We start from the raw sequence: 13946 nt of genomic DNA, 5'->3' as shown, positions 1-13946 counted from the left end.
CCCCTTTCATTTATTATCAAAGTTTCCTATTTTACCATAGAAATTCATATTTACATCTCAAATGGAATTGCTATATATTTAACGCAATTTATAGGGTTAATTGTTATACCCAAATATTTTCCTGTGGTTGTGCGAGGTGAACCTTCACTTTTGACGGCTAGTCGTGCTATTTTACTTTATGTATTAATTAGTGAAATTTGTATAGTTAATGCTTTTTTATTACAACAGCTAACAAACTCGATCGCCCGTCAAGTTAGATTAGCGATGGGTCTCTTTACCTCGGGCCTAAAATAACCTGAATTAGTAGTTAATAATCACGTGTTATCAAAAACTAGAATTCTGATTTTTTTACTAGGCATTTTAATAGGCCTCAGCCTAGAGTTGTTCATCGGAACGACAACTTTTGCTCAAAACATCGAAACAATTAAAATTTCCGGTACTGCTGCGGGTGTTAGCACTCGCTACATCGGTGCAGTCGAAGGCAATATCAATTTCGACATCAAAGATTTGCAAGATTTGGGAATTAATACCTACCGCATTTACGGCGGGATGTCCCGGTGGGAACCAGAAGACGACGACAGTCAATACGGTTGGCCGTCTATTGACGAAATTAAGACAAATCCCAATATAATTAATTGGGCGCACTGGGATCAGATTATGACTAATCCGCCCCAGGGTAGCGATTATTGGTGGTCGGGACAACCCGGTACTGTTTGGCAAGGCAATGCCAGGACGATTTTTAATACTCTAAAAAAAGCAAATATTCGCCCGGTTGTCAGTATTCGTAATGTTGATAATAGCTGGCGGCCTAGTTGGGCGCTGCAACTGAATCCGCCGCGCACAGGAGAAGATTGGAATGAGTGGTGGGAACACGTTTTTGCTACGGTTTATTGGCTGAATGTTCGCAATGATTACCGCGTTGATGATTGGGAAATTCACAACGAACCGGATAATCGCGATCAGGGTTGGGGCGGGACTAGGGCTGACTATTTTGAATTGGTTAAGGTGGCAAAAGATGCGATCGACTTTGTTTACCAAACTTATTTGCCTTCGCGCACTTACCGCATCCACGGCCCGAAAACCGTAGGAGGCAGCAATTGGCCCGCTAGTGCTTTGCAGGAAATACCGAATTATTTTGATACAGTCAATGTCCACAACTACGATGCAGATATTTCTAACTACACCCGCAAAGTGCGCGGCTGGATGAACGGTACTGTCCGCGCTAACTCGCAGCTTTGGGTAGGAGAATGGGGAACTTACGAAATTAGCTACGGCGATTTATCTTTAGCTTTAAATTTGATTAAGAATTTGATTCGAGGTTCCCAACCGGGGGATAATTATATTTACGGCAGTCACATATTCTGTTTGTACGACTGGGGTAAGCAGGGACTGGCGGAAGGTTTGCTAGGTGATGAGGGAAAACGGCGCGCGAGCTACTATGCTTTGCGGATGGGAATTAGGGCATTGCAGGGCGGAAAAACTACATTTTTTCCTATCACTAACAGTTCGGATTTAATGGCAGTTGCAACTCTTGATGCTAGCAAGAATGTTTACTTGCTGGTTGTCAATGACCGAGCAACATCTTACACTGTTAATGCTGATATTTCGGAGCTGATAAAAACGGGTAATGGCACGGTGCGAGAGTTCAGTTCTAAAACAATGGATGAGGTTGTTGGTAGCTTAAGGCTGAAGGGCGGAAATGCGAGTTTTGCACTGGCGGGGAACAGCGCTATTCTCATCAAGTTCGATAGCCAGAATTGAAGCTCAAATCCTCTGGGCCATAATTGAGATAAGATAGAATTAGTTATGCTCAGAATTATTTATTTTCTGCCTATTTGGCCATCGAACCCTCGAACCCTCGAACCCTCAAACCCTCGAACCCCTAATTGCACAGTTGCCATACCTAAGTCGTCCTGTTGTGATTCCCCTCCTGTCGCTGGTAAATTGGTAGCGTGCAGGTATCTTGCCTCAAACAGAATCCGAGCGAGAGTTCCGTTGAGGGCCAGAAAGTAGGGTGCAGTCTAGACAATCCCAGAAATTCTTGCTCGTAAACCCGCAGCAGTTAGGCTAGGCGAGGAATTGCCTGCCCGCCTTCGTGTCCGCCGTCTGGCAGATAGCATTGGTTCTGAAAGTCAGAAGCCGTCAATTATCAGGATATGGCACGGAATTAATTTTAAATGCCAAGATGCTGGAAGTAGGGGTGAGTTTAATCGTACAGAAACTTTGAGCGCGCTTGGAAATCTCGCGGGCAAAGCCTCTCAATCAATCTGCTGCTTGCGATCGGGTTTTTCCAACAAATATCACTTTTATGCCCCCTGATGTTTATTCCCTCCCTCAGTCAGGTCATCAACCGCAATCCCCTCACCGTCACCCCTGAGACGCCCATAGAAAAGGCGATCGAGCTGATGAGTAGCACAGGAGCCAGTTACGTCCTCGTGGTAGAACCGCGCGGGAATTTTCAACTCGGAAATCTCATGAACGGAACTTCCCGACAATCGCGGGAACAGTCGGGTTTCTACAACGGCGTACCGCGTGCGGTACACGCAGGAGGCAACGGGCTGGGTCTCAACGGCTCAAAAGCTCCCTATGCGGGCGGCCAGACAGTGCTGGGGATTTTTACAGCGCGAGATGTCGTACAGCTAAATTCGATCGGGGCTGCTTTGAGCGGATTTGCGATCGAGCAAATCATGATCCGAACCGTAACTGTAGCCCGAGAATCGGAAATTCCCGACTTTTTTGCCTTAGCAAATCTCTTGGAGAAAAATCAGATCAGCCATTTGCCGATCGTCAGCGAGGCTGAAGAACTTGTTGGTTTAATTAGCTCTCAAAGCTTGGTGCAAATGTTGCAGGGAATTGGGGAATCTACACCAAAAGCAATTAGCAGCGCTTCGCCACCTGCGGCTTTCGCATTCCCTCCGCCACTGCCAATTCTGAATCAGAAATTAGAGCTACCCGCAAGTTTAATTAAACTTTATCAAATCCCCCAAATAGCAGGCTCGCGAATAATTCACGCTCCTTCTAATTCTTCGGTTCGCTATTTGGCGCAACTGATGTTTAGACACAATGTTAGTTATGTATTAATCACTGAAACCCCAGATCAACACTCGACTGGTGCGGCTCACAATTCCAAATTTACAAATCCCAACCTTCACAAACTGGTTGGGGTGGTAAGTTCGCGGGATATTGTGCAGTTGCAGGCGCTGGGAAGAGACTCTAACAAAATTAAAGCGGGATCAATTTGCAGCAGTTCCCCGCCGCTGGTGCGATCGCACTCTACCCTCGAAGCAGCCGTCGCGCTGCTGCAAAAACACTACTGCCAGTTGCCTTTATTAGTCATTAACGAAACAAATCACCCGATCGGGATTATCAATCCTAAAACTATCCTTTTACAAGCGCTTGATTCAAAATCTCTGCATTCTGGCTTGATCGCTTTGCAGCGCCAGCTAGAATCTAGCAACGCTCAATACAAAAAACTCTCTGCAGAAATACAGCGGACAGCAGCAAATAGCCACGAGGTGGCTGAAATTTCTCACCACAGTTTCGTAGACCGGCCAAATCTCCCCCCTGCAGTCAACAATCAGGGGATTTGGGACTGGAATCTCGAAACAGATGAGTTTTTTTATTCGGCGCGGTGGCAAGAAATGCTGGGCTACCAAGAAGGGGAAATCTCGAATCGCCGATCCGAATGGTGGAGTCGCATCCACCGAGATGATATTGACTCGGTAAAGGCAGCTTTAGAAGAACACTTCGCCGAAAAGACACCGGATTTTGCAGCAGAATATCGGATGTACTGTAAAGACGGCAGCACTGTCTGGGTGCTGAACCGAGGTCAAGTTTTACGCAGCGCTACCGGCAAACCGCTGCGGGTAGTAGGAACTCATACAGATATTACTCCAAACAAGCAGTTTGAAGTCAAAAACCGCGAGTACGATCGAGAAGAATTCCATCTATTTGACTCTTTGAAAGCAACAGTAATTTTCCACATAGATGCGGCGGGGGTTTGGAAATTTCTCAACCGCGCTTGGACGGAGATTACGAATTTTTCGGTGTCCGAAAGTTTGGAAACTAATTTTTTAGAGTGGGTGCATCCAGAGGAGCGCGAGCAATGTACAAATTTATTGGAGTCTTTGCTGTCGGGGAAGTCGGAATTTGAACGCCGAGAACTGCGATTTAAGTCCAAGTCGGTTTCGGGTAAAAACTCCTTGGGAATTCACAGTAATTCCGGCTTTGTTTCCGTGGAACTATTTGCCCAAGTCCGCCGGAATTCCCAAGGCGAAATAGCGGGAATTTTCGGGACTTTACACGATGTCTGCAACCGCCTCGAAGGAGTTGAGGAACTGCGGGAAAGCGAGCGCGCAATTCGATCGCTCTACGAGGTAATGGTGACCTCGGAAGGCTCTTTTGACGATCGAACGAGCCGGTTGCTGGCAATGGGCTGTAGTCAGTTTGGAATGGATATCGGGCTGTTGGGCAGGGTTTTGGGCGATCGCTACGAAGTGATTGCGGCTTATGTACCGGAAGATTTTCCCTTTGGATTTGCTAAAGGAGACGGTTTTGCTTTGAGCAGAACCTTTGAGCGAGAGGTTTTGCGATCGAGCGAACCTATTTCTGTCGAATCAGCCGGCACTACTCAGTGGCGCAACCACCCCGCTTACAGCGTCCGCAAGTTGGAGGCTTTTGTGGGGACGAGGGTAATAGTCCAAGGGCGAGTTTTTGGCACTTTGAGCTTTACTTCCCGCACCACTAAATCTCCTTTTAAACCGCTGAATTTTGAAATTTTAAAGTTGATGGGCAATTACATCGGCGCAGAAATTGCCCGCGAAGAGCGAGAGCGAACTTTGCAACGTCAGTACCAGCGCGTTTTACTACTCAAACAAATTACTCAAAAAGTGCGATCGACCTTAGATACTCAAGAAATTTTTCAGACTACCGCCACCCAAATCGGCCGCGTGTTTGGTGTCAATCGCTGTACAATTCATACCTATCTTTCCGAACCTTATCCCCACCTTCCTTGCGTGGCGGAATACTTAGAACCCGGTCACGAATCGGCTTTAGATTTAGAACTTTCTGTCACTTATAACCCGTACACCGAAAAACTCCTCGCTGAGGATATAGCCCTGGCATCTCCCGATGTGTTTGCCGATCCTTTGCTGGAATCTTCGGGGCCGATGTGCCGCCGCATCGGATTAAAATCTATGTTGGCTGTTCGCACTTCCTATCAAGGAGAACCGAATGGAATTATTACTTTGCACCAGTGCGATGCAACTCGCCAGTGGAATCCGGACGAAATTGAACTCTTAGAAGATGTGGCCGCTCAAGTCGGCATTACCTTAGCTCAAGCACAACTTTTAGAAACGGAAGTTCAGCGACAGCGACAGTTAGCCGAGCAAAATGAAGCTTTGGATCAAGCACGACAAGCGGCGGAAGTTGCTAATAGAGCTAAGAGCGAATTTTTAGCGACTATGAGTCACGAAATCCGCACTCCGATGAATGCAGTAATCGGGATGACGGGCTTGCTGCTGGATATGGAACTAACTCCTGAACAGCGGGATTTTGTGGAGACAATTCGTACCAGCGGCGATGCTTTGCTGACTATTATTAACGATATTCTCGACTTTTCTAAGATTGAATCTGGAAAATTGGATTTGGAACGCAGCCCCTTCGAGCTGCAAAACTGTATAGAAGAATCTCTAGAATTACTGGCTCCGAGAGCCTCAGAAAAAGGTTTAGAGCTGGCTTACTTTATTGATGATTCTGTTCCGAAAAACATTTTAGGAGATGTCACAAGGCTGCGCCAAATTTTGGTAAATTTGCTAGGAAATGCAGTTAAGTTTACAGAATCAGGAGAAATTGTGGTGTGCTGTACGGCTAGGCAAATTGAAGAAGTAGCTGCTAACAGTTCGCCAGATAAAATTAATATTCTAGAGCCGCGACCGCTAGCAATTAACCAGGGAGAGTTGGCACGTAGCAGACAATACGAGATTCAATTTGCTGTCCAAGATACGGGAATTGGCATTCCGCCAGACCGGATGGATCGCCTGTTTAAAGCTTTTTCGCAGGTGGATGCTTCGACAACGCGACATTACGGCGGGACGGGTTTAGGACTGGCTATCAGCCAGCGTTTGAGCGATATGATGGGGGGTACAATGTGGGTTGTCAGCCAGGTTACTCCGGGAAGTTCTAAGTCTCAACCGGCCGTTTCTGCGATCGGACAAAGTATCGCTGGAAGGTCGCCTGCAGAATTTACTCCGCCGTCGATATCGGGTTCGGGTTCGATTTTTTATTTCACGGTGACTGCTGAAGCCAATGACATCCGGGCTGAGGAAAAAAGGCCGGAATTTGCCGCTGGTAAGCGCTTGTTAATTGTTGAGCATCATGCCATTAATCGGCAAGTTTTGATCCGGCAGGCAGAGTCTTGGGGAATGATACCCGTGGCTGTAACTTCGGGTGCTGAGGCTTTGGAAATCATCAAAGGAAACTCGCCGCTCGATTTAGCTATTTTGGCGATGAATCTACCCGATATGGACGGTGTGGCTTTGGCTGTGGAGATTCGGAAATTTGAGCTGAGCAATTTGTCTGGCGGCGACAATCTAAATCCGAATGGCCTCGTTAAAAACACTCGCAAAATAGCACTACCTTTGGTGCTGTTTACTTATTTAAGTAAGGCGGAAGTTTGGAAAAAACTTGAAACTACAGAAGTACATTTTTCTGCTTTTTTAACTAAGCCTTTAAAACAGTCCCAGTTTTATAATGTGTTGCTGCAAGTTTTTGGATATGTTACTGGCCGAAGCGGCAGGGGAGAAGTTTCAAATGTGGCGACTTTGACTTCGGGATTGAAGTATTTTGAAAATTCTCAAGAACAGCACCGCGTGCAGCGGACGCCTGCTGTTTTGAGGCAGGTTGGAACCAATTCTGCCGGACAGGATGCAGCTAATTCTAGTCAGATTCGGATTTTGCTGGCCGAGGACAATGTGGTGAATCAAAAAGTCGCTACGCATTTACTCGACAGGATAGGATATCGGGCTGATATTGCGGCTAATGGGTTGGAGGTTTTGGAGGCGCTGAAGCGGCAATCTTACGATGTTGTGCTGATGGATGTGCAGATGCCGAACATGGATGGGTTGGAAGCGACGCGCCGCATTTGTCAGGAATGGCCTGCTAACAAGAAGCCGAGAATTATTGCGATGACTGCTAATGCGATGCAGGGCGATCGCGAAAAGTGTCTGGAAGCAGGTATGGACGATTATATTACTAAGCCCGTGCGCCGGGAAGAGTTGGCGATCGCCTTGAGCAAATGCTCACCTCTGAATCGGGATGAATTGGATGCGGTTACTGAGCAAAACAATCAAGATATTTCCGATCGCATTGACAGTGATACTGGGGCATCTTCGAGCGTTCAACCGGGAGCCGGTTCGCCGATTGATTTTCATATTTTGCAAAATCTCCGCGAGCTAGACGATGATGAAGACCCAGATTTTTTGGGGGAGCTGATTAAGATATATTTGGAAGACGCACCGCAACATTTAGAAACTATTAAGGAGGCTATTTTTCTCGGCGATGCTGATAGTTTGAAGCTCGCTTCTCACACGCTGAAGTCGAGCAGCGCCAATTTAGGAGCGGTGTCTTTTTCTGCTGTTTGCAAGGAGTTGGAGTATATGGGTCGCGTGGCGGTTGAGTCTGGAGGGGAACAGGTTTTTGATGTGAGTACGGCGCGCGATCGCCTGTTGGAAGCCCAAGCGGAGTGGGAAAAGGTGCGGGCGGCTTTTGAGACGGAATTGGAAACGGGGAAGTTGCGATCGCAAATAGGGTAATTTCTAATTGGTAATTGGTAATTGCTAATGGGGAATTGCCCTTACCGATTACCAGAATAGCTATTTAACTTTCACCTAAATAGGCTTTGCGAACAGTTTCATTTGACTGCAAATCACTAGCAGTACCAGCGACTACAACCTGACCGGTTTGGATGACATAGCCGCGGTGGGCTACACTTAAAGCCATGCGGGCGTTTTGTTCCACCAGTAAAATAGTTGTTCCTTCAGCATTAATATCGCGGACGATCGCAAAAATTTGACTGACTAACATCGGAGCCAATCCCATACTCGGCTCGTCCAATAATAACAAGCGGGGGCGCGACATCAAAGCCCGGGCGATCGCCAACATTTGCTGTTCGCCGCCGCTGAGAGTTCCCCCTTTTTGACTAATTCTTTCTCGCAAACGAGGAAATAAATTTAATGCTTTTTCCATATCCGACTTGATACCGAGAGTATCGTTGCGGAGATAAGCACCCATTTCTAGGTTTTCTTGCACCGTCATTCGCGGAAAAATCAACCGCCCTTCGGGACTTTGAGAAATCCCCAAACGGACGATCGCCTCTGTAGATAGTGCTTCTAAAGGCTTTCCCTCAAATAATACAGTGCCTTGGCGCGGGCGCAGCAGTCCTTGAATTGTGCGGAGAGTTGTAGTTTTCCCCGCCCCGTTGCTGCCGATTAATGTCACAACTTCTCCCTGCGAGACTGTTAGCGATACTCCTTTGAGAGCGTGGATATTTCCGTAGTAAGTGTGAATGTCTTTAATTTCCAACATAATTACTCTTTCTGCTTTGTGCTTTATTATATTATCCAGACTAATTATAAATTTTTATTGCATTTATTTAAAATTAACTTTTTTTATAGTAATCAGTAATTTTACTTAGGTCAACACCAGCCCTAGCTCCCATACAATGTATTTTTAGTAGCTGTGGCGACCAACTTTACAGAATTTTTACTTAAACACAAGATTTCTTGACAGTAGCTTTACAAAAATCTCTAAGTAAATAGGTAGTATTAATACGTAAGCGAAACCAACCGCTACAAGTTACCAATAACAGCACTTAAAATTTTTCAAATTTAAGGAAATCTACCATGAAATTCAATCACAGTACCGGAGCGATCGCATTTTTATTAGCAACTCCTTTAGTAACCGGCTTGACTGTAGGCATTGCCCCTAGCAGTGCTGCAATAATCGCAGGTTCTGCTGCAGAAGTAACCATTGACGACTTCAGTCACAGACCGACTGGGACAGGTACATTCACTAACACTAACACTGAGACAAGAGCGACCAGGGGTTTTGTTATTAGCAAAGCGAATGCTGATGCAGCTTTTATATCTAACTGTCACGAATTGCTGGCAGCAAATCTCTCGCAAAGTGGAGTCATAGGCACCGGGAATAACTATTCCGGTTTAGCCAAAAGTCAAGCAGCAGTGATCGGTGACTTCTCTATTAAGGCAAAAGAAACTTTTTCCTTCACTGTTCAGACTATTTTACATCTTTTAACATCTGTTACTAATCCCCAATCAGAACGGGCTAGCGCCACAGGTAGTATATCTTTTGCATTAATTGACACTGTTTCTAACATTCTTTTAGACTCATTTCAATTTGGGATCGGTTTGCACTCTTTTAAAGCCCCGGAATTAAGTTTGTCATACAACCTCGCTGGAAACTTTAATCCCACACAAATTAATTTTGCTTTTCTCGCTCAAGGTAATACAACAAGCCTGAGCTTGTATACTTCCGGAGTGTATTCCCGGACTTTTGACAGCACCACTAATTTAAAATTAGTAGAAGTTAAGAACAATATCGCAGGGGCACAAGCGCAACCAGTTCCCCAAGCAGAACCAGTTCCAGAACCTACTACTATATTAGGCACTGCCATGTTTTTCGGTTTCCTCACCAAGAGGCGAAAACTTAAGAATCAATTGTCTGAAGTTAAATCAAAAGTTTAGGAATGACGCAAAACATCTAACTAGGTCAACTATGCTGTTAGATACCAGACTTATTTAATAAGAAGTCTGGTATCTAGTTATTCTGTATTATCCATTGCCCTCTTCTTCTTTTCCCAAATATGCCTCAATTACCCGAGGATCTGCGCGAACTTGATCCGGAGTTCCCTCAGCAATTTTAGTACCGTACTCCATCACACTAACGCGATCGCTAATTCCCATCACCACCTTCATATCGTGTTCAATCAGCAAAATACTCAAATTCAACTCATCGCGAATCCGGTAAATAAAGCGAGTTAAATCAGCCGTTTCGTTCGGATTCATCCCTGCAGTCGGTTCGTCCAAAAGCAACACTTTCGGATCGGAAGCCAAAGCCCTGGCAATTTCCAATCTCCGCTGGTCGCCGTAGGAAAGGTTTTTTGCCAACTCCGGCGCTTTAGAAGCACCTAAACCGACAAAATCCAGCATATTCAGCGCTTTTATTTTAGCTTCGCGTTCCTCAATCATCGCAGCCGGAGGGCGGAGGATTGCGCCCAACAAACCTGTTTTTAATCGGCAGTGTCTGCCTACTAAAACATTATCCAGCACAGTCATGTTGTTAAACAAACGGATATTTTGAAAAGTTCTAGCAATACCGAAAGTTGTCAGGTGATCCGGAGGCAAACCCGTGATATTTTTATTTTCAAGTACCAACTGTCCCCCACTCGGTTTGTAGATACCCGTCAGCATATTAAAAAAAGTAGTTTTGCCCGCACCGTTGGGGCCTATTAAACTGGCTATCGATCCTTTTTCCAATGTTAAACTAACCTGGTTGACTGCCGTCAAACCGCCGAATCGCATGGTAAGTTGCTGTGCTTCTAATAATGACATTGGGGTTGTGTTTCCTAATATTAGTTAAGTTGTTATAGCCCGGATTCTATATAATACCAAATCCGCTCGGTTAAAGTGCGTCAGCTTGGCTGTGGTGGGATGCTGGTTACGACACCGAAAGATTTGGGCATCGGAATGCGTTACAGAAAGTCTTGGGCTAAGCTTCATGACTGCGTTTCGGTTTAAGGTTTCCCCTTGAGTTTAAGGACAAAAAGGGTGGAAAATTAAATTACACGGGTAGTGTTCCAGGAGGATCGGCTACTCTAGTAAGGGGTAGTATTGAGGCCGGAACTATGATGAAGCTTGGTTTGCTGGTGCGATCGCGAAGCGTCTCCGCAGAAAAATCGCCAAACAACGACTTAGGAATCGGAAAAGTTACCGCTCTATCCTACTCTACAGCAACAGTTGAATACTTCTGCTCAATTGGGCAACGCCTTGAAAAAACCTTACCCTTAACTTCGCTTTATAGAGTTCAACTCCCGCCTCAAACACGATGCTACATCCAGTCAGAAAGCCAGGATACATGGATAATTGGCCGAATTTTTGACTGGGACGAAGACAAAGGTCAGTATCGAATCGATCTACCCGATAAAAAGATAGCATTAGTTGCTGAACAGGAAATTTACGTTCGTTGCAACCTACCCATCGATGACCCCATCGAAACTCTAGCGATGAAAGGTCAGGAAACGCCCTACTTTCACGATCGACGTTTAGCTTTTGTCCAGTGTCTCATCCAACAACGCGCTGTCAGTCGCGGGATGACAGGGCTGATTTCTGCCAATATTGACCTTTATCCTCATCAAGTTGAAGTTGTCCGCCGCGTACTCGAAGACCCCATTCAACGTTACCTCTTAGCTGATGAAGTTGGACTGGGAAAGACGATCGAAGCAGGTGCTATTCTTCGCCAGTATCTCCTCGATGAACCGCAGGGACGTGCAGTGGTGCTAGTACCGCAATACCTGCGGGAACAGTGGCTTCAAGAATTAGAACATAAATTCTATGTCTCTGACTTGGACAATCGTGTCCAGGTACTTGCAGTAGAGGATGTCGATCGAGTCAGCCCGAATGCCGATTTGGGCTTCCTGATTTTAGATGAAGCACATCATATTGCAGCAATGGCGACCTCTTCAGATTCGATACAGCGCAGGCGTTTCCAGACTTGCAAACACCTCGCTCATAAAAGCGATCGCCTACTTCTATTATCTGCCACTCCAGTTCTCAATCACGAGCAAGATTTCCTGGCGATGCTGCACCTACTCGATCCGATCACCTACCAACTTGATGATTTAGAAGGTTTTCGTGCGAGGGTAAAAAACCGCCAACAAATTGGTCGAGTTTTACTCTCATTTAAAGAGAAAGCAAATCCGTTTGTGCTTAAAACTAACCTCAACCAACTGCGAACCCTTTTTGCTGAAGATAAATATCTGCTAAATCTCGTAGAGGAATTACAAAATTGTTTGCTTTCTCCAGAAACACTCCCCGCCGATCGAGATCGAATTGTGCGATCGATTCGCACCCACATCAGCGACACCTATCGGTTACACCGTCGAATGCTCCGCAACCGTCGCGCTGCGGTGGAAGATGTAATTTTTGCCCGAAATGTCACACCAAAAGTAGAGTATGAGTTAGATGAGCGATCGCCCGAAATTCACGAACTAATTGATGAATGGCGCACAGTCGCTCCTAACCAACAACAATATCAGCAAATTTTTCTACTTTTATTCCGTGCTAGCGGGACTTGGTTAGGGATTTTAGCGCAAGTGCTGGAAACCCGTTTAAGCGACATCTCCCATTCTGCCTTGATTCAAGAATTTGGTGCTGATAATATCCGCATTCTGACAGAAACCCCTAAATTTTCTGGGGAAGAACAGATTTTGCAATCTTTACTAAGAATTATTCAGCAACCTTCAGAAGAAGGAACTCGCCTCGAATTACTAAAGATAGTGATACTGTATCATCTTTCAGAGACTTTTAAACTTCAATCTTATCGCAGCAACCTTCATAAATTGCTCGAACAGGTGCAACAGCGAATTCGCAGACCGATATCGGGAACTCCCCTACCTAAAATTGTCATTTTCACCAGTTTTGCCCAAACAGGCGCTGAAATTTTCCGGTGCTTATCAGAGACTTTTGGTCAGGCATCTGTAGCTAGCCATCAATTAGGACTGTCTCGTTCTCATGTTGAGAAAAGCCTCAACCATTTCAAAAATGACCAAAATTGTTTTATCCTTGTTTGCGATTCCTCGGCTGAAGAAGGTCGGAACTTTCAATTTGTTGATTGGATGATTCATTTCGATCTTCCCTGGTCGCCAAATCGTTTAGAACAAAGGATTGGTAGGATCGATCGCATTGGTCGCCCTTTAAATGTTCAATTTACAGTATTCGCCGGCTCAGACTTAGAGGATAGCCCTCACGATGCTTGGTATCAATTATTAAAAGACGGTTTCGGCATCTTTCATCAATCAATTGCCAGTCTCCAGTTTTATGTAGATGAAAAACTACCAGCACTGGTAACCACTCTGTTTCAATCTGGTGCTAGTGGACTATTGGAAATGATAGGGACTATCCAACAAGAAATTGCTGAAGAACAGGTAAAAATTAGCGAACAAAACGCTTTAGATGAAATAGATGCCCAGGATGAAAACGCTACCCAATATTTTCAAACTTTAGATGATTATGATGCTCGCCATCAGGAAATTAAACGAGCAACAGAAGACTGGATATGTCAAGCACTGCACTTCAAACAAATTGACGATCCCAATTTAGAAAAAGTATGGCGTTATCAACCTACTAGGCGCACTCTAATTCCCCTCCACGATCTGGAAACTCGCTTTGCTGCTTATGCACAACCCTCTGGTACTTATAACCGGAGAATATCAACTCAATATCCTGGTGTCAACCTCTACCGTATTGGGGAAGGATTTGTGGAAGCACTAGCATCTTATATCCATTGGGATGACAGGGGTCAAGCATTTGCAATCTGGCGATGCGATGAATCTTGGGATGCTGGGGAAGGGATGGAATGGTTCGGTTTTCGCTTTAATTATATAGTCGAAGCCAATTTAGAGATAGCCCAAAAAGTTTTAACAGATTTTGGGATAGATAATAACAAATACAAGGCTCTAAAGCGACGTACAGATGCGCTACTTCCCCCAATTATAGAGACAATTTTCATGGATGCTGGGTCTGAACCAATGAGCATTGTTGAAGATGAAGCACTTTTGAATATCCTGCAACGTCCCTATAGCAATCCTATATGAATTGTGAAAAGGCATCAAATCTTTTCAAGTTAGGAAAATTGAAAAGATTATATTTAGC

General features: G+C 45.2%; 7 protein-coding genes. 5 read left to right on the top strand and 2 right to left on the bottom strand.

All coding sequences use genetic code 11. From position 1 onward, the window contains the following. The 3 genes from QUA47_RS27840 to QUA47_RS27830 all read left to right on the top strand — a co-directional run. Positions 1-294: hypothetical protein (locus QUA47_RS27840; protein ID WP_333433159.1), on the top strand; the 294-nt coding region annotated here is incomplete at its 5' end. 24 nt (positions 295-318) lie between these two features. Further along, positions 319-1761 carry a hypothetical protein gene (locus QUA47_RS27835; RefSeq protein WP_333433158.1) on the top strand — a complete coding sequence of 481 codons (1443 nt, stop codon included), beginning with the start codon at positions 319-321 and terminating at the stop codon, positions 1759-1761. A gap of 557 nt (positions 1762-2318) precedes the next feature. Continuing rightward, on the top strand, positions 2319-7811 hold the full coding sequence (locus tag QUA47_RS27830) for a response regulator (RefSeq protein WP_333433157.1): 5493 nt from the start codon (positions 2319-2321) through the stop codon (positions 7809-7811). 64 nt (positions 7812-7875) lie between these two features. On the opposite strand, the gene QUA47_RS27825 is transcribed toward QUA47_RS27830, so the two are convergent. Then, positions 7876-8583 (bottom strand): ABC transporter ATP-binding protein, encoded by a 708-nt coding sequence (locus tag QUA47_RS27825; protein ID WP_006631855.1) that lies wholly within the window; start codon positions 8581-8583, stop codon positions 7876-7878. A gap of 317 nt (positions 8584-8900) precedes the next feature. Here QUA47_RS27825 and QUA47_RS27820 point away from each other — a divergent pair, with 317 nt between their 5' ends. Next, positions 8901-9761, top strand: a complete 861-nt coding sequence (locus tag QUA47_RS27820; RefSeq protein ID WP_333433156.1) for a PEP-CTERM sorting domain-containing protein — start codon at positions 8901-8903, stop codon at positions 9759-9761. A gap of 87 nt (positions 9762-9848) precedes the next feature. On the opposite strand, the gene QUA47_RS27815 is transcribed toward QUA47_RS27820, so the two are convergent. After that, the gene (locus tag QUA47_RS27815; protein ID WP_333433155.1) at positions 9849-10628 is read right to left on the bottom strand and encodes an ABC transporter ATP-binding protein; all 780 of its coding nucleotides are present in this window, start codon (positions 10626-10628) and stop codon (positions 9849-9851) included. 293 nt (positions 10629-10921) lie between these two features. Between QUA47_RS27815 and dpdE the strand changes: the two genes are divergently transcribed. Then, positions 10922-13888, top strand: a complete 2967-nt coding sequence (gene dpdE, locus QUA47_RS27810) for a protein DpdE (protein ID WP_333433154.1) — start codon at positions 10922-10924, stop codon at positions 13886-13888. The last annotated feature ends 58 nt before the right edge of the window (positions 13889-13946 follow it).

It is taken from the genome of Microcoleus sp. MON2_D5, assembly GCF_036701905.1.
Classification (GTDB): Bacteria; Cyanobacteriota; Cyanobacteriia; order Cyanobacteriales; family Microcoleaceae; genus Microcoleus.
The sequence above is the reverse complement of the archived record's forward strand: the minus strand, read 5'-3'. Positions and strand labels throughout refer to the sequence as shown.

What these genes read in the sequence shown, in the direction of transcription:
- QUA47_RS27830 (WP_333433157.1), top strand. Translation starts at nt 2,319, where the DNA reads ATGTTTATTCCCTCCCTCAGTCAGGTCATCAACCGCAATCCCCTCACC.
- QUA47_RS27825 (WP_006631855.1), bottom strand. Translation starts at nt 8,583, where the DNA reads ATGTTGGAAATTAAAGACATTCACACTTACTACGGAAATATCCACGCT.
- dpdE (WP_333433154.1), top strand. Translation starts at nt 10,922, where the DNA reads ATGATGAAGCTTGGTTTGCTGGTGCGATCGCGAAGCGTCTCCGCAGAA.
- QUA47_RS27815 (WP_333433155.1), bottom strand. Translation starts at nt 10,628, where the DNA reads ATGTCATTATTAGAAGCACAGCAACTTACCATGCGATTCGGCGGTTTG.
- QUA47_RS27820 (WP_333433156.1), top strand. Translation starts at nt 8,901, where the DNA reads ATGAAATTCAATCACAGTACCGGAGCGATCGCATTTTTATTAGCAACT.